Below are 22,471 nucleotides of genomic sequence, written 5' to 3'. Positions count from 1 at the left end.
GGTTCCCGCGCGGGCGCGGTGTGGTGACTCGACATCAGGGAAACGCAACCTCAGCCGGTGGGCACGACGGGTGGGTGGGTGGAGGGGGCCGGGCGCGCCCGGAGTGCGCGGGAGGGGCTACACCGCCATGCCGTACACGATGGTGAACAGGGTGCCGAGCGATCCGATGATGAAGACGCCCGTGAGGCCGGCGATGATGAGGCCCTTGCCCTGTTCGGCGCTGAAGGTGTCGCGCAGGGCCGTGGCGCCGATGCGCTGCTTCGCCGCGCCCCAGACCGCGATGCCGAGGCAGAGCAGGATGGCCACCGCCATCACGACCTCGATCATCACCTTGGCCTCGTTGCCCAGGCTGCCGAAGGGGCCCCAGTCCGGAGCGATCCCGCCGATGATGGTGTTGATGTCTCCCTTGTCGGCCGCAAAGAGCATGTAAGTCACCGCCCCTGGTGGGTAGTTCCGCACGGCCCCTGCCGGTGTGCAGAGGTCACGCCTCATTCTCGCCGACAACGGCGCCGTCGGATGTCGACTTGACGTCATTGATGGACTGGATTCGTACGAATACCACCGTACGGTTACTCTGTGTATCACGGAGGTTCACGCCGGGCAACGAGATCTGGGCGGAACCTGTGGTGTGGTTCCGTCGTTGACCCCTCTTCACGGTCGTCGCGTTTTCTGACGGCCGGTCGGGTGAGCCCCCGCCGTTCGATGGTCTCATGAGGCGTCAGGTCCCTTCCGCCGTCCGGTCCGAGGGTTCTCTCACCTTCGTTCTCTCACCTTCGTGCGGCACAGTGCTTCCGATGAAGCGAACCGCCTGGGTCGTGGCGGCCGTGCTGCTGGCCGCGCCCTCCGCCTCCGCCGCCGCGGCCGACGACGGGCCCGGACCCCTCGGGACGACCGTCGTGGCGTCCGGCGGGCGCCCGTTCGCGCGGATCGGGGCGCTGTTCGGCGCCGACCGGGCGGGACGCCTGGCCGGCGGGCACTTCTGCACCGCGTCCGTCGTGCACTCCCCGCACCACGACCTGGTGGTGACGGCCGCGCACTGCCTGGAGGGCGCCGACGGGACCGACCTGGTGTTCGTGCCGGGCTACCGGGACGGGAAGGCGCCCCACGGGGTCTGGCACGTGCGGCGGCAGTTCCTGCCCGACGGGTGGGCCGCGGGGCAGGACGAGGACAGCGACGTCGCGTTCGCCGTGCTCGACCCGCGGGGCGGGCGGGAGGTGGAGGACGTCGTCGGGGCGTACCGGTTCGTGGCCGGGACGGCCGTCGGCGCCACCGCCGTGACCCTCACCGGCTACCCCAACGCCCGCGAGGCGCCGGTGACCTGCTCCAACCGGCCCCGCGCGCACAGCGCCACCCAACAGCGCCTGACCTGTCCCGGCTTCACCGGCGGGACGAGCGGGAGCCCCTGGGTGAACGGCGACGGCGAGGTCGTCGGGGTGCTCGGCGGGCACGAGCAGGGCGGCACCACCGCCGACGTCTCCTACAGCGTCGTCCTCGGCCGTGAGGCGGCCGCGCTCTACCGGGAGGCCTCCGCCGACCCGTGAGTGATCGTTCCCAGGTGAGGCCCCCGGCCCTACACTGACCGAGGCGGACTCCCGGACGGTGAGGGGCGGTTGACGGTGCGTAAGGCGTGGATCGTGGCGACCGCCGCCGTGGGCGCCGGTGCCGCCTTCGTGATGGTGCTCGTCGTCGGCGTCTACATGGTCGCCGGGAACATGGTGAACGGGGTCGGCTCCGGCACCCGGGCCCTCGCCAAGGGGTCCGTGCCCGCCGCCTACCAGGCCACGGTGCAGAAGTGGGGCAACCTGTGCCCCGCCATCAACCCGGCGCTGCTCGCCGCCCAGCTGTACCAGGAGAGCGGGTTCAACCCGCGCGCCCAGAGCGCCGCCGCGGCGCAGGGCATCGCGCAGTTCATCCCGGGCACCTGGGCCACGCACGGCGTCGACGGCGACGGCGACGGCGACCGGGACGTCTGGGACCCCGCCGACGCCATCCCGTCGGCCGCGTCGTACGACTGCTCGCTCGCCTCCTACGTCAAGAGCGTGCCGGGGAACATCACCGAGAACATGCTCGCCGCGTACAACGCGGGCCCCGACGCCGTCATCCGGTACGGGGGCGTGCCGCCGTACAAGGAGACGCGGAACTACGTCCGGATCATCACCTCCCTCGAGGACTCCTTCGCGGCGCCCGTCGGCCGGCTCGGTCCCACCCAGCAGGCCGCGGGGGCCATCTCCTACGCGCAGACCAAGCTCGGCACGCCCTACCTGTGGGGCGGCACCGGAACGGCCGGCCAGGGCGGGCGCTTCGACTGCTCGGGGCTGACCCAGGCCGCCTACGAGAGCGTCGGGATCACGCTGCCGCGCGTCGCCAACGACCAGTACAACGCCGGGCCGCACCCCTCGCGCGGCGAGCTGCTCCCCGGCGACCTGGTGTTCTTCTCCGACGACCTGACCAATTCCCGGGCCATCCGGCACGTGGGCATCTACGTCGGCGGCGGCTACATGATCGACGCGCCGCGCACCGGCGCCGTGATCCGCTTCGACCCGATCGACACCAAGGACTACTTCGGGGCCACCCGGGTCACCCAGGACGGCGCGAAAGCGTTGCCCACAGCTGTCTGAAAAAGGCTCAGTCCGACCGCTCTGAGCTGCGACGACGTATCTCTCTTCGATAACGTCTGCGTGATCATTCAGTGGAGAGCGGAACGTATCAAGCGGGGCCGTGCGTTCCTGTTGACGTAGGACATCGACCACGGGGGTGGGCGAGCCGGCGCACCGTGTGCCGGGCGGAACACGACGAAGGGGCCGCGCACCATGGCTGGACTCGCCGAATCCGGGTCGAACCCCGACGTCGACCTGCTCTACGACATCAACGGGCTGGCCAAGGACGCGCCGCACTGGTTCGACCGCGTCGTCGAGTTCGTCGGCGAGTACGGCCTGCTGCTCGCCATGGTGCTGCTCGTGCTCTGGTGCTGGGCGGGCGTGCGGCGGCGGGCCGGCTCCGGGGAGGAGGCCGCCTCGTCGGTGGCCGCCCTGGTGTGGGCGCCGCTGGCCGCCGGCATCGCCGTCCTGGTCAACGTGCCCATTCGCGGCTTCGTCGAGCGGCCCCGGCCGTTCCGCACCCATCAGGGGCTCGACGTCCTGGTCTCCGGCAAGACCGACTACTCCTTCGTCAGCGACCACGCCACCCTCACCATGGCCATGGCGGTCGCGCTGTTCGTCGCCCACCGCGGGTTCGGGCTCGTCGGCATAGGGCTGGCGCTGCTGGAGGGCTTCTGCCGCGTGTACATGGGCGTGCACTACCCGACCGACGTGGTGGGCGGGTTCGCGCTCGGCACGGCCGTCGCGCTGCTGCTGTCGCCGCTCGCCTCCGCGCTGCTCACCCCGCTCCTCAAGGCCGTCGAGCGGTCCCCGCGCGTCGGCGGGCTGGTGCGCAGCCGCTCGGCCCGCCTCGCCACCCACGACGCCGTGGTCGCGGGCGCCCGGCGCGAGGCCACGGCCGAGGACCGGGACCTGGCGGCCTGAGCGGCGCCCCCCGAGCGCCCACAGGGCCTACAGAGCTTGCGGGAAGGTGAAGAAGCGGTTCGGGTCGTACTGCTTCTTCAGCTGCGTCAGCCGGGCGGCCGCGTCGCCGTAGTAGGCCTTCTTCCAGTCCGTCAGGGTCGGGTCCGTGTAGTTCTGGTACGCCGCACCCGACGCGTACGGCTTCATCGCGCCGTGCGCCGACGCCAGCCAGGACTGCGCCGACGTGCCGGCCGTGCCCGCCTTCCAGGACACCAGGTACTGGGCCAGCATCCGCGACCGGCGGTGCACGAAGGCCGTCGCGGTCGGCGCGACCCGGTTCACGGCGCCGCCCAGCGCGGTGAGCGCGATGCTGCCGCCCCCGCCGCGCACCTGCTTGACCTGGGCGAGCAGCGCCTGGATCCCGGCCGCCGACAGTGAGTGGTCGAAGAAGTCGGAGCGGGCCGCGTACGTCTCCCGGCCCAGCGCGCCCTGCGGGGAGCGGCCCGGGGTCGATCCCGGCAGGTGGCACTGGGCGTCGGAGGCGAACGAGGAGCAGCCGGCGTAGGCCTCCATGGCCTGCTCGTAGGAGCGGCGGCGCAGGGAGACACTGGTCGCCGGGGCGCCCACGCGGTCGGCGAGGCGGTCCACGGCGTTCTGGAGCTGGCCGTAGGTGCCGATGCCGAAGGCCGCGACCGACACCTTGGGCGTGCCGCCCGGGGTGTTCTCCAGGTGCAGCGAGGACCAGATCTCGTCGGGCTGGGACGGACCCCACTCCTGCCAGGCCCGCACCACCGCGGCCGCCCGCGACCAGGGCCAGGTGAGGTACCCGGTGACCGCCTGCGGGGCGGGGTGGGTGCGGAAGCGCAGCTCGGTGACGACGCCGAAGGTGCCGTTGCCCGCGCCGCGCAGCGCCCAGAACAGGTCCTTGTTCTGGGTGGCATTGGCCACGAGCTGCTTGCCGTCCGCGGTGATCAGCGTGGCCTGGGTGAGGCTGTCGCAGGTCAGGCCGTAGGCCCGGGAGACCACGCCGTGGCCGCCGCCGAGGACCAGGCCGGAGACGCCGACCGTGGGGCAGGAGCCGGCCGGGATCGTCACGCCCTTGGCGGCCAGCGCCCGGTAGACGTCGATGAGTTTGGCGCCGGCGCCGACGACGGCCTCGCTGCCGCTGACCCGGATCCGGCTGAGCCGGGAGACGTCGACGATCAGCCGTCCGTCGCCCGAGGACCAGCCGGCGTAGGAGTGGCCGCCGTTGCGGATGGCGACCTTGGTGCCGTGGGCGCGGGCGAACGACAGGGCCGTACGGATGTCGTCGGGGTGGGCGACGTAGGCGACGGCGGCGGGCTTCAGGCCGTCGAAGCGGGTGTTGTACAGCTGGTGGGCCGTCTTCCAGGAGGCGTCGCCGGGGCGGATCAGCGCACCGTCGAGGTCGTGGGCGAGCGCGGTCCAGTCGGCCGGGGCGGTGGCCCCGCTCGCGGTGAGCGCGGTGATGCCGCCCGCGGAAGCGGACGAGGAGCCCCCGGGTGTGCCGCCGCCCGCCGGGCCCGAGCCGTTGCTGTCGCCGCCCTTGCACCCGGCGGTCACGGCCGCCGTGAGCGCGGCGGCGCCGCCTATGAACGTACGCCGTTCCATGGTCCGTCCCTGGTGTGGGGCGCCCGGGGGCGCCGTCCTGCACGGGCCCGTCGACCGGCGGGACCGCGCCTCATGGAGCGAGACGGCGGCGGGGCCTCAGGGGTTCCAGCCGTCCGCGGCGTGTCCCCGGGCGTCCGTGCGCGCCAGGCTCCTCGCCCGGCGGGCGGGGCCGCGCCAGCCGCAGGCGCAGCGGGCGAAACAGAAGCGGCCTTGCTCGACGGTGTCGGTGCGGTGCTCCCCGGGTGCGGGGGGAGCCTTGGGTCCGTCCTGCTGCGTCACGACGACTAAGGTACCCACGCTCGGCAAAGGCTTTCCCCGCCGCGCGCACCGCTTTCCGGGCGCCCCCGCGCACGCCCTGCGCACGCCCCGGCCGCGCGTGACGGTGGCCCCCGCACCTCGTTAACCGGACGACAGGGCGCCCGTGACGGACGTGACCGGCTGGGGGTAGGCAGCGATGGCACAGCGACAGCACAGGTGGGCGGGTGCGGTGGCCGTCGCGGGGCTCGTGGCCTCGGTCTGCGCGGGGACCGCCGGGTGCGCGGGCAGCGGGGCGGCCGCCGAGGGCGGGCGGGGCCCCGAGGGCGGCAGGGCCACCACCGACCCGGTCGGGACGCTGCACCGGGCCGCCGACACCCTGGTCGGCGCCGGCAGCTCCCAGGCGCGCACCTCGATGGAGATGGCCACCGGCGGGACCCGGGTGACCATCCGCGGGGAGGGGGTCTACGACTACCGCCACCGGCTCGGCCGGCTGAAGGTGGTGCTCCCGCAGGACCCCGCGGGCGAGAGCCGGCACCGTCCGATCACCGAACTCCTCACGCCGGAGGCGCTGTTCATGAAGAACCGGGGTGCCGGGGTGCCCGCCGACAAGTGGGTGCGGGTGGAGACGGCGTCGCTGTCGGACGGCAACCTGGTCACCGGCGGGGCGACCGATCCGCTCGCCGCGGCCGAGGTGCTGCGCGGCACGCGCACGGCGGCGTACCTGGGGCGCACCGAGCTGGCCGGGACCGCGGTGCGGCACTACCGCGGCACGGCCGACCTGACGGTGGCCGCGCGGAACGCGACCGGCGGGAACCGGGCGTCGCTGGCCGCGGCGGCGAAAGGGTTCGCCACGGCACGGGTGCCGTTCGACGCCTACCTCGACGACCAGGGCCGCATCCGCAAGGTCCGCTACCGGTTCAGCTTCGTCAACGGCCAGCACGGACGGGCGGTCGCGGTCGCCTCGACGACCCTGCTCTACGGCTTCGGCGCCCCCGTGGACGTACGGCTGCCGGCGTCGCGCGACATCTACGCGGGGCGGGTCGCCGAGGAGTAGCGACCCCGTGGCACGGCCTGCGTACGCGGGGCGCGGTAGGCGGTGACTACGCCGTGAACTAGCCCGTCCGTGCCATGCGCGGTGTGTGGCCCGCTCCCTACTCTAGGAAGCCGGTGACGGCAGGGACGAGGTGATGCGCGTGGCTCCGGGCGGCGGTACGGCGGTGCAGGACCACGTGGCCCTCGCCGAGATCGAACTGTGCGGGGAGCTGATCATCGCGGCGTCGGCGGCCGAGGAACGGCTCAGCCTGGAGAGCATCGACGAGGTGCTCCGGGTGGCCGAGGAGCGGGAGACCGCCGGACGGGAGTGACGTCTGCCGGCGACGTGTCCGGGCGGGCCCGGACGCCGGGTGCGAGTGAGGTGCGCCGCGCGGCCGTGGCCGAAAGGCGACCCCGGGCCGGCCGTGCGGGCGGGCGCGGTCAGGTGCGCAGGAGGCGCCCGATCGCCTTTGTGGCCTCCTCGACCTTCGCGTCGATCTCGCCCCCGCCCTTGAGGGCGGCGTCGGCGACGCAGTGCCGCAGGTGCTCCTCGAGGAGCTGGAGCGCGAAGGACTGCAGGGCCTTCGTGGACGCGGAGACCTGCGTGAGTATGTCGATGCAGTAGACGTCCTCGTCGACCATCCGCTGCAGGCCGCGGATCTGGCCCTCGATGCGGCGCAGCCGCTTGAGGTGCTCGTCCTTCTGGTGGTGGTAGCCGTGCACCCCGCGGTCGTGGTCGGTGACCACCGCGTCCGCGCCGGCCTCGGGGGAGGGCGCCGGGGTCGCGCCGGCCTCGGTCGTCGTCATCGCGTCCTCCCGTTTCGGATGGTGGCGGGCGATATATACCCCTGCCGGGTATATGGTAGCCAACTTTGGCGGGTACAGGACCCTTGGTCGCCCCTGTGCTGATCACTCTGCCTCATGGGCGACACTGGGGGACGGCCCCTTAGCCGTGGCCGGATGATGCGCTTAGCATCACCCTGACCGAAACCGATGCACCCCGAGGACCCCACGTGCGCTTTCGTCTGACCCCCAGGGAGACGAGCTTCTACGACATGTTCGCCGCATCCGCGGACAACATCGTCACGGGCTCCAAACTCCTGATGGAACTGCTCGGAGCGGACGCGTCCGCCCGGGCCGAGATCGCGGAACGCATGAGGGCGGCCGAACACGCGGGCGACGACGCCACGCACGCGATCTTCCACCAGCTGAACTCCTCGTTCATCACGCCGTTCGACCGGGAGGACATCTACTCCCTGGCCTCGTCCCTCGACGACATCATGGACTTCATGGAGGAGGCCGTCGACCTGGTCGTCCTCTACAACGTCGAGGAACTGCCGCGGGGCGTGGAGCAGCAGATCGAGGTCCTGGCCCGGGCCGCCGAGCTCACGGCGGAGGCGATGCCGAACCTGCGGACCATGACGAACCTCACCGAGTACTGGATCGAGGTCAACCGGCTGGAGAACCAGGCCGACCAGATCCACCGCAAGCTGCTGGCCCAGCTCTTCAACGGCAAGTACGACGCGATCGAGGTGCTGAAGCTGAAGCAGATCGTGGACGTCCTGGAGGAAGCGGCCGACGCGTTCGAGCACGTGGCGAACACGGTGGAGACCATCGCCGTCAAGGAGTCCTGAGCCCCTCCATGGACACCTTCGCTCTGGTCGTGACCATCATGGTCGCGCTCTTCTTCACCTATACCAACGGCTTCCACGACTCGGCGAACGCGATCGCCACGTCGGTGTCGACCCGGGCGCTCACGCCGCGGGCCGCGCTGGCGATGGCGGCCGTGATGAACCTCGCCGGCGCGTTCCTCGGGTCCGGGGTCGCCAAGACCGTCAGTGAGGGGCTGATCCAGACACCCGAGGGCTCGACGGGAATGGCGATCCTGTTCTCGGCGCTGGTGGGTGCGATCACCTGGAACCTCGTCACCTGGTACTTCGGGCTGCCCTCCTCCTCGTCCCACGCGCTGTTCGGCGGCATGGTCGGGGCGGCGCTCGCGGGCGGCACCACCGTGTACTGGAGCGGCGTGCTGGACAAGGTCGTCCTGCCGATGTTCATCTCGCCGGTGGTCGGCCTGGTCGTCGGCTACCTGGTGATGACCGCGATCCTGTGGCTCTTCCGGCGGTCCAACCCGCACAAGGCCAAGCGGGGCTTCCGCATCGCGCAGACGGTGTCCGCGGCCGGCATGGCGCTGGGGCACGGTCTGCAGGACGCGCAGAAGACCATGGGCATCGTGGTGATGGCCCTGGTCATCGCCGACGTCGAGGACTACGGCGACCCGATCCCGGTGTGGGTCAAGCTCGTGTGCGCCCTGATGCTGTCGCTGGGCACCTACGCCGGCGGCTGGCGGATCATGCGGACGCTGGGGCGCAAGATCATCGAGCTGGACCCGCCGCAGGGGTTCGCGGCGGAGACGACCGGCGCGTCGATCATGTTCACGACCGCGTTCCTGTTCAAGGCGCCGATCTCCACGACGCACGTCATCACCTCGGCGATCATGGGCGTGGGTGCGACGAAGCGGGTCAACGCGGTGCGCTGGGGCGTCGCCAAGAACATCGTGCTGGGCTGGTTCATCACGATGCCGGCCGCGGGGGTCGTCGCCGCGCTGGCCTACGGGGTGGTGAAGCTGGCGGTGCTGTAGGCGCCGCCGGGTTCGTTTCCCCACCGGCTCACACACCCGAGGAAACGTTTCGGAACAGCAGCGGGCCCGCCCCCGGGAGCCAGGGGCGGGCCCTTTGCGTCCTCGCGGTGGCACCGCCATGCAGCACCGCGAGGGGTCCATCGGGTCGGCCCGGCGAACCGGGACGGCCCGGTCAGCCGAAGCGGCCCGAGATGTAGTCCTCGGTCGCCTGGACCGACGGGTTGGAGAAGATGCGCTCCGTCTCGTCGATCTCGATGAGCTTGCCGGGCTGGCCGACCGCGGCCAGGTTGAAGAACGCGGTGCGGTCCGAGACCCGGGCCGCCTGCTGCATGTTGTGCGTCACGATGACGATCGTGAACCGCTCCTTCAGCTCGCCGATGAGGTCCTCGATGGCGAGCGTGGAGATCGGGTCCAGGGCCGAGCAGGGCTCGTCCATGAGCAGGACGTCCGGCTCCACCGCGATCGCCCGGGCGATGCACAGCCGCTGCTGCTGACCGCCGGAGAGACCGGAGCCCGGCTTGTTCAGGCGGTCCTTGACCTCGTTCCAGAGGTTCGCGCCCTTGAGGGACTTCTCGACCACGTCGGACAGCTCCGACTTCTTGTACTTGCCGTTCAGGCGCAGGCCCGCGGCCACGTTGTCGAAGATCGACATGGTGGGGAACGGGTTCGGGCGCTGGAACACCATGCCGACCTCACGGCGCACCGACACCGGGTCGATGCCGTGTCCGTACAGGTCCTCGTCGTCCAGCAGCACCTTGCCCTCGACCCGGCCGCCCGGCGTGACCTCGTGCATGCGGTTGAGCGTGCGCAGGAACGTCGACTTGCCGCAGCCCGAGGGGCCGATGAAGGCGGTCACCGAGCGGGGCTCGATGGTCATCGAGATGTCCTCGATCGCCTTGTGGGATCCGTAGTAGGCGGTCAGCCCGCTGACGTCGATTCGCTTGGCCATTGCTTCTTCACTTCCAGATAGTCGCCTTGGGGTCGCCGTCAGCGACCGGCCGCGCGGCGGTAGCCGCGGAGGGTTAGCGCGGGGCCTTCCAGCGGGCGATGCCGCGGGCCGCCAGGTTGAGGATCATCACGAACGCGATCAGCGTCAGGGACGCGGCCCAGGCCCGGTCGTACGCCGCCGTCGAACCGGCGCTCTGCGAGTACTGCTGGTAGATGAACAGCGGCAGCGACGCCTGGGCGCCCTCGAAGGGGTTGTTGTTGATGAACGGGTTGCCGAACACCAGCAGCAGGACCGGGGCGGTCTCACCGGCGATACGGGCGATCGCCAGCATGATGCCCGTGGTGATGCCGCCGATCGAGGTCGGCAGGACCACCTTCAGGATGGTGCGCCACTTGGGCACGCCCAGTGCGAGGGACGCCTCACGCAGCTCGTTCGGGACGAGCTTGAGCATCTCCTCCGTGGAGCGCACGACCACCGGCATCATCAGGATCGCGAGCGCGAGGGACCCGGCGAAGCCGAAGGGCTGCATGTCCCACATCAGCATCAGGCTGAGGATGAACAGGCCGGCGACGATCGACGGGATGCCGGTCATCACGTCGACGAAGAAGGTGACCGCACGGGCCAGGTTGCCCCGGCCGTACTCCACCAGGTAGATCGCGGTGAGCACACCGATCGGGGCGCCGATCAGGGTGGCGAGGCCGACCTGCTCCAGGCTGCCGATGATGGCGTGGTAGATGCCGCCGCCGGCCTCGAAGTCGGCGACGACGCCCATGGAGTGGGTGAGGAAGTAGACGTCGAGGACCTTCAGACCGCGCTGCACGGTCGCCCACACCAGCGACAGGAGCGGGATCACCGCGAGCAGGAACGCGACCCAGACGAAGCTGGTCGCGACCCGGTCCTTGGCCTGGCGCCGGCCCTCGACGCGGGCGGCGATGGCGTAGGTGCCGACAACGAACAGGACCCCGGCCATCAGGGCCCACTGGATCTTGCTGTCGAGGCCGGCGGCGGCGCTGATGCCGAGGCCCAGCGCGACGGACCCGGCGGCGATGGCCCAGGGGGTCCACTTCGGCAGGCTGGCGCCGCGCAGGGAGCTGGGGCGCTTGTCGGCGATGGCTGCGTGGCTCATGCGTTGGCCCCCGAGTACTCCTTGCGGCGGGAGATGATCCAGCGCGCCGCGCCGTTGACCAGCAGGGTGATCACGAAGAGGACCAGACCGGAGGCGATCAGCGCGTCCCGGCCGAACTCGTTCGCCTCGTTGAACTTGCTGGCGATGTTCTGGGCGAAGGTGCCGCCGCCCGGGTTGAGCAGGCTGGCGTGGATGTCGAAGTCCGGGGAGAGCACGGTGGCCACGGCCATCGTCTCGCCGAGCGCCCGGCCGAGGCCGAGCATCGAGGCGGAGATCACGCCGGAGCGGCCGAAGGGCAGGACCGACATGCGGACCACTTCCCAGCGGGTGGCGCCCAGGGCGAGCGCGGCCTCCTCGTGCATCCGCGGGACCTGGCGGAAGACCTCGCGGCTGACGTTGGTGATGATCGGCAGGATCATGATCGCCAGCAGGATGCCCACGGTGAGCATCGAGCGCGGCGCGCCCTCCTCCCAGCTGAAGACCCCGGTCCAGCCCAGGTAGTCGTTCAGCCAGCCGAAGAGGCCGTCCATGTGCGGTACCAGGATCAGGGCGCCCCACAGGCCGTACACGATGGACGGCACCGCGGCGAGCAGGTCGATCACGTAGGCGATCGGGCCGCTCAGCCGGCGGGGGGCGTAGTGGGTGAGGAACAGCGCGATGGCGACGGCGATCGGGACCGCGATGACCATGGCGATGACGGAGGACACGACCGTGCCGAACGCCAGGACGGCGATGCCGAACTTCGGCGGCACGAGGCTCGTGTTCCACTCGAAGGTGGTCAGGAAGTTGGCCTCGTCCTTGCTGATGGCCAGCGAGGCACGGTAGGTCAGGAAGATCGCGATCGCGGCCATGACGGCCAGCAGCAGGATGCCCGAGCCGCGCGAGAGGCCGAGGAAGATGCGGTCACCGGGGCGGGTGGCGCCCCGCGCGGCGCGCTTCTGCTCGGTCGGGGTCGGCAGCGTGGTGGGGGGTGGGGCTTCGTCTGTCTTCTGTGTCGATATGTCCATGGGGTTCTCCGGTCTGCGGAGCCGCTCGCGGCGGCCCGGGCGGGGCCGTGCTCGGCGGCCCCTGGCGGCGGTGCACCGGACGGCACGGCCCGGACCGGGTCAGCCGGTCCGGACCGCGCCTTCAGTTCAGCTCAGGCTCGCGACAGTGCTGCGGACCTTGGAGATGATCGCGTCGGGCATCGGGGCGTAGTCGATGCCGGAGAGGATCGACTGGCCCTCCTGCGAGGCGATGTAGTTCAGGAACGCCTTGGTGCCGGGCAGGGTGGCGGACTTGTTGCCCTTGTCGCACACGATCTCGTAGGTGACGAGGGTGATCGGGTAGGCGCCGTCGGCCTTGGTGGTGTAGTCGAGCTTCAGCGACAGGTCGCTGCCGGTGCCGACGACCTGGGCGGCGGCGACGGCCTTGGTGGCGCCGTCGGAGGAGGCCTTGACCGGGGCGGAGGCGCCCGTGTCGATGTCGACCGTCTTCAGACCGTCCTTGGCGTACGACAGCTCCATGTAGCCGATCGCGCCGTTGGTCTGCTTGACGCCCTGGGCGACACCGGAGGAGCCCTGCGCCGCCTGGCCGCCCTTGGCCTGCCAGGCCTTGCCGCCGGAGTACTTCCAGTCGTTCGGGGCGGCGGCGATCAGGTACTTGGTGAAGTTGTCCGTGGTGCCGGACTCGTCCGAGCGGTGGAACGCCTGGATCTTCAGGTCGGGCAGCTTGGCGCTCGGGTTCAGCTTCTTGATCGCCGCGTCGTTCCACTTGGTGATCTTGCCGTCGAAGATCTTGGCGATCGTGGGGGCGTCGAGGGTGAGGCTGTCCACGCCGGAGATGTTGACGGCGACGGCGATCGGGCCGGCCACCATCGGCAGGTCGATGCCCTGGCCGCCGGAGCAGACCTGCTTGGAGGCGGTGACCTCTTCGGGCTTCAGCGCGGAGTCCGAGCCGGCGAACGCGACCTGGCCCTGGGTGAAGGCGGTGATGCCGGCGCCCGAACCCGAACCCTTGTAGTTGATCTGGACGCCGTTGCACGCCTGGGTGAAGTTCTTGACCCAGGCGTCGATCGCGTTCTTCTGCGCGGAGGAGCCGTCGGCCAGGAGCTGGCCCTTGGCGTCGTCGCACTTGATGGAGCCGGCCGCGGTGGTGGCGGAGGCGGAGCTGCTGCTGTCACCGCTGGAGCCGGTGTCGTCCGAGCCGCACGCCGTGAGGGCCAGGGCGCCGGAGACGGCGAGAGCACCGAGGGTGAGGGCCCGCCGGTTCATGCGCTGAAGCTTCACTGAGGGTGATTCCTTCCAGGAGCCGCCGTCCTGATCCGGCGGCGTGCGAAAGTCTGGGTTGCGCGGATGCGACCCACAGGTCGCGGTCCGCACCGGGTAAGGCCGAAATTAGGCAGAACAGGTGAAGGCGCCTATGGGCGTAAATGAACGCGCGGTGAACCCTGGTGGACGGTGCGGTTAGGTCACGGAAGGCTTACGCCGAGGACACGGCGCGGTCCCGGTTCCCGGCCCGTCAGGCGGACCGCAGGGACTCCATGAGCGCGTCGACGAGGTCGCGGTCCCTGGGCTGGGTGAGCCGGGCGCGGGCGGACGCCGGCGGCAGCCACAGCACCCGGTCGACCTCCAGGTTCGGTACGAAACCGCCTGCTCCCGCCTCGGCGGCCCAGTAGCGGACCTCTTTGGGGCGGCCCTGGGCCCGGTAGCGCAGCGTGGGCAGCTCGGCGCCGGGCACGGCCGTGTAGCCGGTCTCCTCGACCACCTCGCGCAGCGCGCCCGCGAGCGCGTCCTCCCCCCGCTTAAGCTTGCCCTTGGGGTGGGACCAGTCGTCGTATTTCGGCCGGTGGACCAGGCACACCTCCAGGCTGCCGCCCGTGGCGGACCGGCGCCACAGGACGCAGCCGGCCGCCAGGACGGGGGTGTCGCCGGGGTCCTCCGGGCCGTACGCGCCCTGGGGGTACTGAGGGTCCTTCGGGGAGCTCACCGTGGGGTCACCGCCTCAGGGAGGGCGAAGGGGACGGGAAGGGGAGTAGGGGTCAGGCTGTGGTGACGGCGGGTCTCTGCCAGGCCCGCTGGAACGCGTACCGGGCCGCCTCCACCTCGTGCCGCTGGTCGGCGTGCAGCACCCCGAGGGCGTACGCCGTCGCGGGCGCGATCCGGGGGGTGCGGGCCGCCTGGGCCGCGGCGGCCGCCGCCTCCGAGGCGTCCCGGTGCCGGTCCAGGGCCTCGCCCGCGGCGATCAGGCGCGCGTCGGGCGGGCAGTCGCCGTCGTGCAGCACCTCCAGCGCGTACCGGTGCAGGCGCAGCAGCAGCCGTACCTGGTGCCAGGGCGCGTCCTGCGGGTGCGGGGCGGTGTCCGGGGACAGGCCGTGGACCAGCGCCTCGGCGTTGTACGGGTGGCCCGCGGTGACCAGGGGCAGCGCGGCGACCGCGTCGGTGAGCCGCTCCTCGGCGGCCGTGGCGAGCGGCACCAGGTCGGTGCCGGGGGCGTCCGGGGTCAGCGGGACCTCGCTGGCCAGGACGGCGACCTTGTCCGCGACGGCGTGGAAGCGGGAAGAGCCCAGCGCCTGCAGCGCCGTGGAGTGGGCGCGGGTGCGGGCGAGCGTGAGCTGGCGGTCGAGCAGGGCGCCGGCCTTGGCGGCGCCGACGGTGAGGTTCCCGCGCTCGACCAGGGGGCCGGGGGCGGGCGCGGTGGCCACGGGCCCGGGGGAGGCGGTGGCGGTGCCCGTGGCGCGGGAGTCGGCCGGTGCGCCCGCGGCACGGGACGCGGCGGACGTGCTCCCGGTGGCCCGGGAGGTGACGGCCCCGTTCCCCGTGGCGCGGGAGGTGACCGGCGCGCCCCCGGCAGTGCGGGAGGCGGCCGCAGGACTTCCGGCGGTGCGGGAGGTGGCCGGTGGGTGGGCCGTGCCGGGGGCGGTCCGGGGCGCGGTGGACGCCTCGGCCGGGTCGGGGAGGGCGGCCGTCCCGGGCAGGGGGGCGCCCCCGCCCGCTCCCTGCCCGGGGACCGCCGTCGCGCCCGACAGCCGCTGGAGCGCCAGCAGCAGCCGCTCCAGCCGGGCCTCGTACGCGTGCTCCAGGGCCAGCGTCCCCGACAGCCAGGCCAGCTCGGGGCGGATCTCCTCCGACCAGTCGGCGTCCAGGAGGGCCCGGAAGGTGTGCAGGCTGCCGCTGATGCGGCGGGCCGAGCGGCGCAGGGCGCGCGCCGCCTCGGCCGCCTCGTCGGTCCCCCCGTGGGACCCGCCCGCGCGCTGCAGCCGCAGCGCGCGGAGGAACTCCGTGGCCCGGGCGCGGAGGTAGCCCGCGAGGGCGTCCCCCGTCACCGGAGCCCCGGCCGCGGAGTCCGTCAGGTCATGGTGTCGCTGTGCCACGCCGGCGCCTCCGGGCGTCTATGAGCATCTCCTGGACGTTGCGCAGGGGCGCGCCGTCCGCATCGGTCGCGTGCCGGGTCCACTCGCCGTCCGCGCCCAGGTGCCAGGACGCGGTGGCGTCGGACATGCCGGTCTCCAGCAGCCGGTTGAGCGCGGCGCGGTGGCCCGGGTCGACGACCCGCACGAGCGCCTCGATGCGGCGGTCGAGGTTGCGGTGCATCATGTCGGCGCTGCCGATCCACACCTCGGGCTCGCCGCCGTTGCCGAAGGCGAAGACCCGCGAGTGCTCCAGGAAGCGGCCGAGGATCGAGCGGACCCGGATGTTCTCCGACAGGCCCGCGACCCCCGGGCGTACCGCGCAGATGCCGCGCACCCAGACGTCGACCGGCACGCCCGCCTGCGACGCGCGGTACAGGGCGTCGATGACCGCCTCGTCGACCATCGAGTTGACCTTGATGCGGATGAACGCCGGGCGGCCCGCGCGGTGGTGCTGGGCCTCGGCGTTGATCCGCGAGACCAGGCCGTCGCGCAGGGACTTGGGGGCGACCAGCAGCCGGCGGTAGGTCTCGCGGCGCGAGTACCCGGAGAGCCGGTTGAACAGGTCGGACAGGTCCGCGCCGACCTGCGGGTCGGCGGTGAGCAGCCCGAGGTCCTCGTAGAGCCGGGCCGTCTTGGGGTGGTAGTTGCCGGTGCCGACGTGGCAGTAGCGGCGCAGCGTCTCGCCCTCCTGGCGGACCACGAGGGACAGCTTGCAGTGCGTCTTCAGCCCGACCAGGCCGTAGACGACGTGGCAGCCGGCCTCCTCCAGCTTGCGCGCCCACTTGATGTTGGCGTGCTCGTCGAAGCGGGCCTTGATCTCCACCAGCACCAGGACCTGCTTGCCGGCCTCGGCCGCGTCGATCAGCGCGTCGACGATCGGGGAGTCGCCGGAGGTGCGGTACAGGGTCTGCTTGATGGCCAGCACGTCCGGGTCGGCCGCCGCCTGCTCCAGGAAGGCCTGCACGGACGTGGAGAACGAGTCGTACGGGTGGTGCAGCAGCACGTCCCGCTGGCGCAGCGCGGCGAAGATGTCCGGCGCGGACGCCGACTCGACCTCGGCCAGGTCACGGTGGGTGCCGGCGATGAACCGGGGGTACTTCAGCTCGGGCCGGTCCAGGCCGTGGATGCGGAACAGGCCGGTCAGGTCGAGCGGGCCGGGCAGCGGGTAGACCTCCGCCTCGGAGATCTTCAGCTCGCGCACCAGCAGGTCCAGCACCTCGCGGTCGATGGACTCCTCGACCTCCAGGCGCACCGGCGGCCCGAAGCGGCGCCGCATGAGCTCCTTCTCCAGCGCCTGGAGCAGGTTCTCCGCGTCATCCTCCTCGACCTCGAGGTCCTCGTTGCGGGTGAGCCGGAACGCGTGGTGCTCCAGCACCTCCATGCCCGGGAACAGCTCCTCCAGGTGCGCGCCGATGACGTCCTCGATGGGGACGTAGCGGCCCGGGGAGCTCTCCAGGAACCGGGACAGCAGCGGCGGCACCTTCACGCGCGCGAAGTGCTTGTGGCCGCTGACCGGATTGCGCACGACCACCGCGAGGTTCAGCGACAGGCCCGATATGTACGGGAAGGGGTGCGCCGGGTCGACCGCGAGGGGGGTCAGGACCGGGAAGATCTGGTGCCGGAACAGCGTGAACAGCCGCGCCTGCTCCTTCTCGGCCAGCTCGCTCCAGCGGACCAGGTGGATGCCCTCCTCCGCGAGTGCGGGGGCGACGTCCTCGTGGTAGCACGCGGCGTGCCGGGCCATCAGCTCGCGCGAGCGGGCCCAGATCATCTCCAGCACCTCGCGCGGCTGGAGGCCGGACGCGGAGCGGGTGGCGACACCGGTGGCGATGCGGCGCTTCAGGCCGGCCACCCGGACCATGAAGAACTCGTCGAGGTTGCTGGCGAAGATGGCGAGGAAGTTCGCCCGCTCCAACAGGGGGGTGTCGGGGTCCTCGGCGAGCTCCAGGACCCGCTCGTTGAACGCGAGCCAGCTGCGCTCCCGGTCGAGGAAACGACCCTGCGGCAGCTGGACGCCGTCCACCACGGTGTCCTCGTACGCGTCGAGGTCCGCGTCGAGGTCGGGTTCCAGATCGGAGACCACGGCGGCCACGGTGTGCGGGCGGTGCGCGGCGATGGAGCCCACGGAGGGCTGCGCGTGCTGGACCTTGGCCTGGGAGTTCTGCTGGCTCATGGATTCATTGTTCCGCGCTACGAGCGGGACAGGCGCGTCGGAACGCGCGGGCGGGAGCACGGCGGCGGTCCCGTCGGGGGGCGGCGAGGGCTCGGGCACGGCGGCGTTCATTGGCCGAGCGTCGCAAGGTCGTCTGAATCACCGGTTACGGAGACATGACGTGCGGGATAGCGGGGAGGGTCCCGCGGGGGTTCGTGGGGGTCGTGGGGCGCGTACGCACGCGTGGCGTCCCGGTCGTGGGTCACGCGTGCGTACGCGCGGGGGGTGCAGGGCGTGGACGACGCCGGTGGTACCGCGCCGCGGCCTCCCCGCGTCAGCGCGTCCGGTGGCGTACGACGGCGAAGGCCGCGGCGGTCGCCAGCGCGGCCACCGCCAGCACGACGGCCGTCTCGACCAGGTGCAGCGGCCAGAAGTGGGACTGCGGGTGGTACGAGGCGTAGTAGCCGGTGACGCCCAGGTCGTCCAGGCAGCGCCGGGCCGCGGCGGGGGCGCCGCCGCAGTTCCAGTACGGGACGCCGGTCCGGGGCCGGCCGTGGACCAGGGCGCCCTCGTCCAGCACCCACGCGTGCTCCGGCGTGACGACCACCGTCGCCGAGGTGCGGTGCACCTGCGGCCACAGGGAGGGGCGCAGGCGGGTGAGGGCCAGGTTCAGCAGCCCCATGACGGCCGGCGAGACGCCGAGCGCGGGCAGGGCGCGGCGCAGCAGGAGCGCGGTGAGCGCGCCGACGGCCAGGGCGCACAGGGCGTACGCGACGGTGGCCGGGCCACGGGCCAGGAACGGCGCGGCCCCGCTCCACTCCTCGAACACCAGGTGGGGATCGGAGTGCCAGGACCAGCGGAACACCAGGACCAGCACGGTCATGCCGCCCGCGATCACCAGCGCCGGCACGGCGAGCTTGGCCGCCAGCCAGCGGGCGGGCGTGACGGACTGGGTCCACGCGAGGCGCGCGGTGCCCGACTCCACCTCCCGGCCGATGAGCGCGCCGCCCGCGAACGCGGCCACCGCGAGGAAGGCGTAGGCCACGAGCATCCCGATCCAGCCGACCGGGGTGCCGAAGCCGAGGCCGGGCACGGTGCTGTCGCAGAAGTCCTCGCCGGCGCAGTCGATGGCCGCCCGCTCGGCGGGGGCCGTGACCAGCGTCAGCCATACCAGCCAGCCCGACAGTCCCGCCACGACAGCCACCCACAGCAGCAGCGCGGTGCGGTGCAGCCGCAGGACGGTCCGCGCGGTGCCCCACGCGCGCGGGGCGGCGGACGGCGCGGTGACGGCCCGCTCATCGGTGAGCGCGGTCATGCGGCGACTCCCGTCCGACGGGCGGCTGCGGTCCGACGGCCCTGGCGTTCCTGGCCGGCTCCCGCCGTCCGGCGGCCCCGGGCGGCTCCGCCGGTCGACCGCCCGAGCAGGCGGAACGCGATCACCGTGAGCACGGCGACCAGGGCCAGCAGGACGGCCGTGGTGGTCAGCTGGAGCGGCCAGTAGTGCGCGGCGGGGTGGTACGTGTGGAAGAAGCCGACCGCGTCCGCCTCGGCGTAGGTGGCCGTGCAGCCGTGCACCGCGTCCTCCGGCGGGCAGTGCGGGAGCGGGACGTGCGCGCCCGTGGAGGTGACGATGCCCTCGTCGACGGTGATGCCGACGCCCCCCGGGCCGCGGCTGAGGGGAGTGACCACCGTGTCGGCCGCCCACAGGTGCGGCATCAGCCGGTCCGCGAGGACCCGGACCGCCGCGGTGGCGACCAGGCCCGTCGCCAGCGCGGGCAGCGCACGGCGCCACAGCAGGCCCGCCAGCGCCCCGCACCCGAGCCCGGCGAGGGCGAGGCCGACCGTGGTCGGGCCGTTGGCGTGCAGGGTGAGGCCGTCGTACCAGGACTTCGCCGTGTCCACGCGGCCGTGCGCCGCCGACCACGCGCGGTGGTGCAGCCAGACCAGCAGCCCCGTGCCAGCGGTGACCAGGACGGCCGGCGCGGCCAGCTTGACGGCGAGCCAGCGGGCCGGGGAGACACCCTGCGTCCAGGCGAGGTGCGCGGTGCCGGACTCCAGCTCACGGCCGATCAGGGCGGCGCCGGACCAGGCGGCGACCAGGAAGGGCAACGCGGTCAGGGCGACCGTCGTGTAGCTGTACACGTCCTTGTAGCGCAGGATCGCGTCCTGGTAGTAGGAGCAACGCCCCCCGTCCCGGCACGCGTTGTAGTCGCGCCACGCGTCGGCCGACGCGTCCGTCAGCGGGCCCGCCAGCCAGAGCAGCGCGGCGGCCAGCACGACGACCAGGGCCGCCCAGACGTACAGGGTGGGACGGTGCAGGCGCAGCAGCCAGCGCAGGTCGCGGGCGAGCGCGGCGGGACGTCCGGGGGCCGCGGGCAGCGGGCCGGGAGCGGTCGGCAGCGGGGAGGTGAGCGCGCTCATGCGGCGGCCCCCGTGTCGGCCGTGGCGTTCCCCGTGCCGGCCTTCGTGGTGGTCCCGGCCCGGTCGGCGGGCTCCGCGGGGGTGAGGGAGGCGGCCCGCGGGTTGCGGAGGTAGGCGAGGACCAGTTCCTCCAGGGTGGGCGACGCGGTGCGCCACTCGGCCGGCAGCGGGCCGTCCGGCCGGATCAGTGCGGTGAGCTGACGGCCGGTGGTGCGGGACTCCACCACCGTGTGCCCGGTCAGGTCGGCCGTCTCGGCGGACGCGCTCACGCGTGCGTGGGCCTCGGTCAGCTCGTCGATCTCACCGGCCAGCCGCACCCGGCCGCCCCCGACGAGCAGCAGGTGGTCGCAGGAGTCCTCCAGCTCGGCGACGACGTGCGAGGACATCACGATCGTGGTGCCGTACTGCGCCGCCTGCGCCATCAGCGTGCCCATCAGTTCGTGCCGGGCCAGCGGGTCCAGGTCGGCCATCGGCTCGTCCAGCAGCAGCAGTTCGGGCCGCTTGCCCAGCGCGAGCGCGAGGGCGACCCGGGTGCGCTGACCGCCGGAGAGCGAGCGGATCCTCGACCCGGGCGCCAGCTCCCCGGCCCGTACGACGGCCTCGGCGACGGAGGGATCCCAGTGGCCGGGGTTGAGGTCGGCGCCCAGGCGCAGCGTCTCGGCGACGGTGAGCTGGGGGTAGAGCGGCTTGTCCTGGGCGACGTAGCCGACCCGCGCGCGGGCCGACGCCGGGTCCGTGCCCAGCACGATGACCTCGCCCTCGGAGGGCGTGGTGAGTCCGGCGGCGAGGGCGAGCAGGGTGGACTTCCCGGCGCCGTTGGGGCCTACGACGGCGCAGACCCGGCCGGCGGGCAGCCGGAACGAGCAGTCGCGCAGGGCCCAGGCGCCGCGGCGCCCGAACCGCTTGCCGAGCGCGGTGGCCCGCAGGGCGTACGGGGTGGGGCGGCTGGTCATGAAGGGTCTCCCCCCTGGAGCGCAGGCTTGCCGCTCGGGTTGCTGGGGCTACTGGGGCTACTGGGGCGGCAGGGGCTACTGAGGTTGCTGGGGTCGCTGGGGGTCCTGGGACTGCTTGTGCTGCTGGGGGCGCCGGGGTTGTGTGGGGCGTCGCGTCTGCTCGGGCTCGGTGGGCCGGGCGGGCTGCCCGGGTCCGGGAAGACCTCGTCCAGGACGGCGGCGAAGAGCGCGGCCACGTCCTCCCGGTCCAGCCCCGCCTCGCGGGCCTCCGCCGCCCAGGCGCCCAGTCCGGCGCGCAGTGGGGAGTCGTCGGCGGGGGTCGCGCCGAGGGAGCGCCGCACGAAGGTGCCGAGCCCCCGGCGGGCCTCGACCAGGCCCTCCCGCTCCAGCTCGCGGTACGCCTTGAGCACGGTGTTCGGGTTGATGGCCGTCGCCTCGACGACCTCACGGGCGGTCGGGAGCCGGTCCCCGGGCCGCAGCAGGCCCAGGCGCAGGGCCTGCTTGGTCTGCTGGACGATCTGGACGTAGGTGGCGACGCCGCTGTGGCGGTCGATGCGGTATTCGACCACGGCAACCACCCTTTCACTAATTGAGTAGTGAAAGGGTGGTGCAGGGTGGGGCGGAAGTCAAGCCGGGGGCCGGAGCCGTGATGAGGTGCCCGAGGCAGGTACGGGGTGGACCGGCGGCCGGTTCCGGAAATCCGGGCCGCGGATCGTGAACCGATGGGCGGGGCTCGTCCGATGAGGGGGTGTGAGCGAAACGGGAAGCGACGGGGAGCTGCTGCGGGCCATCGCGGCGCACGGGGACCGTCACGCCTTCGAGGAGCTGTACCGGCGCTATGCGCCGTGGCTGAGCGCACGCATGCGCAGCCGCTGCGCCGACGCCGGGATAGTCGACGACGTCGTCCAGGAGACGTTCCTCGCGGTGTGGCGCGGCTCCGCGCGCTACCGCGAGGAGGGCGACGTGGCCGGCTGGCTGTGGCGCATCGGCTCGCGCCGGCTGGTCGACGCACTGCGCAACGACGGGGCGCGCGGACGACTGCGCCAGACGCTGGCACGGCTGCGCCACCGGGACGAGGCGTCGGCGGAGGACCGCGTGCTCGCGGGGGTGGAGCACGGGGACCTCGCCGGGGCCCTCATACGGCTCTCCCCCGAGCTGCGGGCGGTCCTCCAGGCGACGGTCATCGACGGCCTGAGCACCCGGGAGGCCGCGGTCCTGCTCGGCATTCCCGCCGGCACGGTCAAGACGCGGGCCCAGCGCGCCCGCAAGCAACTGCGGGAGGCGCTGGCGTGAGGCGGACGGAGCAGGTCATGGACGGGAGCCGGCCCGTGACCGGACGGGGTGGCCCGCTGTGCGGCGGGGGTGTCCCGGCGCACAACGGCGGAGCCCCGGTGGACGGCCAGGGAGCCCTGTCGCGCGG

At 72.7% G+C, this 22,471-nt stretch carries 22 protein-coding genes and 1 pseudogene; 8 read left to right on the top strand and 15 right to left on the bottom strand.

Annotated features, from left to right (window positions below):
• Window positions 1–117: 117 nt before the first annotated feature.
• Window positions 118–426 carry a hypothetical protein gene (locus tag AQJ30_RS17785; RefSeq protein ID WP_014673544.1) on the bottom strand — a complete coding sequence of 103 codons (309 nt, stop codon included), beginning with the start codon at window positions 424–426 and terminating at the stop codon, window positions 118–120.
• 368 nt (window positions 427–794) lie between these two features.
• Between AQJ30_RS17785 and AQJ30_RS17780 the strand changes: the two genes are divergently transcribed.
• The 3 genes from AQJ30_RS17780 to AQJ30_RS17770 all read left to right on the top strand — a co-directional run bounded on the left by AQJ30_RS17780 (window position 795) and on the right by AQJ30_RS17770 (window position 3,521).
• Entirely contained in the window at window positions 795–1,541 is a 747-nt protein-coding gene (locus AQJ30_RS17780) for a trypsin-like serine peptidase (RefSeq protein WP_067234670.1), read from the top strand.
• Window positions 1,542–1,610: 69 nt separating this feature from the next.
• Window positions 1,611–2,618, top strand: coding sequence for a C40 family peptidase (locus AQJ30_RS17775; protein WP_245726969.1), 1,008 nt, complete (start codon window positions 1,611–1,613; stop codon window positions 2,616–2,618).
• 192 nt (window positions 2,619–2,810) lie between these two features.
• Entirely contained in the window at window positions 2,811–3,521 is a 711-nt protein-coding gene (locus tag AQJ30_RS17770; RefSeq protein ID WP_067234668.1) for a phosphatase PAP2 family protein, read from the top strand.
• Window positions 3,522–3,548: 27 nt separating this feature from the next.
• Here the strand turns inward: AQJ30_RS17770 and AQJ30_RS17765 are convergent, their stop codons facing one another.
• Complete coding sequence (locus AQJ30_RS17765; protein WP_067234666.1) at window positions 3,549–5,129, bottom strand: FAD-binding oxidoreductase; 1,581 nt, start codon at window positions 5,127–5,129, stop codon at window positions 3,549–3,551.
• Between the two features lie 96 nt (window positions 5,130–5,225).
• Window positions 5,226–5,408, bottom strand: coding sequence for a hypothetical protein (locus AQJ30_RS17760; protein WP_067234664.1), 183 nt, complete (start codon window positions 5,406–5,408; stop codon window positions 5,226–5,228).
• Between the two features lie 175 nt (window positions 5,409–5,583).
• Between AQJ30_RS17760 and AQJ30_RS17755 the strand changes: the two genes are divergently transcribed.
• Window positions 5,584–6,441: an SCO4651 family lipoprotein gene (locus AQJ30_RS17755; RefSeq protein ID WP_067234661.1), complete on the top strand. Its 858-nt coding sequence runs from the start codon at window positions 5,584–5,586 to the stop codon at window positions 6,439–6,441.
• Between the two features lie 133 nt (window positions 6,442–6,574).
• Window positions 6,575–6,751, top strand: a complete 177-nt coding sequence (locus tag AQJ30_RS38735) for a hypothetical protein (RefSeq protein ID WP_168375120.1) — start codon at window positions 6,575–6,577, stop codon at window positions 6,749–6,751.
• Window positions 6,752–6,860: 109 nt separating this feature from the next.
• On the opposite strand, the gene AQJ30_RS17750 is transcribed toward AQJ30_RS38735, so the two are convergent.
• On the bottom strand, window positions 6,861–7,226 hold the full coding sequence (locus AQJ30_RS17750; protein WP_067234658.1) for a metal-sensitive transcriptional regulator: 366 nt from the start codon (window positions 7,224–7,226) through the stop codon (window positions 6,861–6,863).
• 206 nt (window positions 7,227–7,432) lie between these two features.
• On the opposite strand from AQJ30_RS17750, the gene AQJ30_RS17745 reads away from it, so the two are divergent.
• Complete coding sequence (locus AQJ30_RS17745) at window positions 7,433–8,053, top strand: DUF47 domain-containing protein (protein WP_067234655.1); 621 nt, start codon at window positions 7,433–7,435, stop codon at window positions 8,051–8,053.
• Between the two features lie 8 nt (window positions 8,054–8,061).
• The gene (locus tag AQJ30_RS17740) at window positions 8,062–9,060 is read left to right on the top strand and encodes an inorganic phosphate transporter (protein ID WP_067234654.1); all 999 of its coding nucleotides are present in this window, start codon (window positions 8,062–8,064) and stop codon (window positions 9,058–9,060) included.
• Between the two features lie 172 nt (window positions 9,061–9,232).
• Here AQJ30_RS17740 and pstB read toward each other — a convergent pair whose 3' ends face one another.
• The 11 genes and pseudogenes from pstB to AQJ30_RS17685 form a co-directional block, all read right to left on the bottom strand.
• Window positions 9,233–10,009, bottom strand: a complete 777-nt coding sequence (gene pstB, locus AQJ30_RS17735; RefSeq protein WP_067234651.1) for a phosphate ABC transporter ATP-binding protein PstB — start codon at window positions 10,007–10,009, stop codon at window positions 9,233–9,235.
• A 73-nt stretch (window positions 10,010–10,082) separates the two neighbouring features.
• Window positions 10,083–11,135, bottom strand: a complete 1,053-nt coding sequence (pstA, locus tag AQJ30_RS17730) for a phosphate ABC transporter permease PstA (protein WP_067234649.1) — start codon at window positions 11,133–11,135, stop codon at window positions 10,083–10,085.
• Window positions 11,132–12,142: a phosphate ABC transporter permease subunit PstC gene (pstC, locus tag AQJ30_RS17725; protein ID WP_067234647.1), complete on the bottom strand. Its 1,011-nt coding sequence runs from the start codon at window positions 12,140–12,142 to the stop codon at window positions 11,132–11,134. The genes pstA and pstC overlap by 4 nt, the downstream gene beginning before the upstream one ends.
• 126 nt (window positions 12,143–12,268) lie before the next feature.
• The gene (pstS, locus tag AQJ30_RS17720) at window positions 12,269–13,402 is read right to left on the bottom strand and encodes a phosphate ABC transporter substrate-binding protein PstS (RefSeq protein WP_067234645.1); all 1,134 of its coding nucleotides are present in this window, start codon (window positions 13,400–13,402) and stop codon (window positions 12,269–12,271) included.
• A 232-nt stretch (window positions 13,403–13,634) separates the two neighbouring features.
• Window positions 13,635–14,102, bottom strand: coding sequence for an NUDIX hydrolase (locus AQJ30_RS17715; protein ID WP_067234642.1), 468 nt, complete (start codon window positions 14,100–14,102; stop codon window positions 13,635–13,637).
• Window positions 14,103–14,154: 52 nt separating this feature from the next.
• Window positions 14,155–15,486 (bottom strand): CHAD domain-containing protein, encoded by a 1,332-nt coding sequence (locus AQJ30_RS17710; RefSeq protein WP_067234640.1) that lies wholly within the window; start codon window positions 15,484–15,486, stop codon window positions 14,155–14,157.
• Entirely contained in the window at window positions 15,467–17,698 is a 2,232-nt protein-coding gene (locus tag AQJ30_RS17705; protein WP_067234637.1) for an RNA degradosome polyphosphate kinase, read from the bottom strand. Before AQJ30_RS17705 ends, AQJ30_RS17710 begins: the two co-directional genes overlap by 20 nt.
• 313 nt (window positions 17,699–18,011) lie before the next feature.
• A complete protein-coding gene (locus tag AQJ30_RS17700) occupies window positions 18,012–18,992 on the bottom strand; it encodes a hypothetical protein (protein WP_067234634.1) in 981 nt (326 codons plus the stop codon).
• Complete coding sequence (locus AQJ30_RS17695; RefSeq protein WP_067234633.1) at window positions 18,989–20,098, bottom strand: ABC transporter; 1,110 nt, start codon at window positions 20,096–20,098, stop codon at window positions 18,989–18,991. The genes AQJ30_RS17700 and AQJ30_RS17695 overlap by 4 nt, the downstream gene beginning before the upstream one ends.
• Window positions 20,095–21,051 carry an ABC transporter ATP-binding protein gene (locus AQJ30_RS17690; protein ID WP_067234630.1) on the bottom strand — a complete coding sequence of 319 codons (957 nt, stop codon included), beginning with the start codon at window positions 21,049–21,051 and terminating at the stop codon, window positions 20,095–20,097. The genes AQJ30_RS17695 and AQJ30_RS17690 overlap by 4 nt, the downstream gene beginning before the upstream one ends.
• A 194-nt stretch (window positions 21,052–21,245) precedes the next feature.
• Window positions 21,246–21,620 (bottom strand): annotated as a pseudogene (locus tag AQJ30_RS17685) (GntR family transcriptional regulator); the annotation flags it as partial.
• A 181-nt stretch (window positions 21,621–21,801) separates the two neighbouring features.
• Between AQJ30_RS17685 and AQJ30_RS17680 the strand changes: the two are divergent.
• On the top strand, window positions 21,802–22,344 hold the full coding sequence (locus tag AQJ30_RS17680) for an RNA polymerase sigma factor (protein WP_067234628.1): 543 nt from the start codon (window positions 21,802–21,804) through the stop codon (window positions 22,342–22,344).
• Window positions 22,345–22,471: the final 127 nt, after the last annotated feature.

The organism is Streptomyces longwoodensis, from assembly GCF_001514125.1.
Lineage (GTDB): Bacteria > Actinomycetota > Actinomycetes > Streptomycetales > Streptomycetaceae > Streptomyces > Streptomyces longwoodensis.
This window is presented reverse-complemented; position numbering and strand designations above follow the sequence as displayed.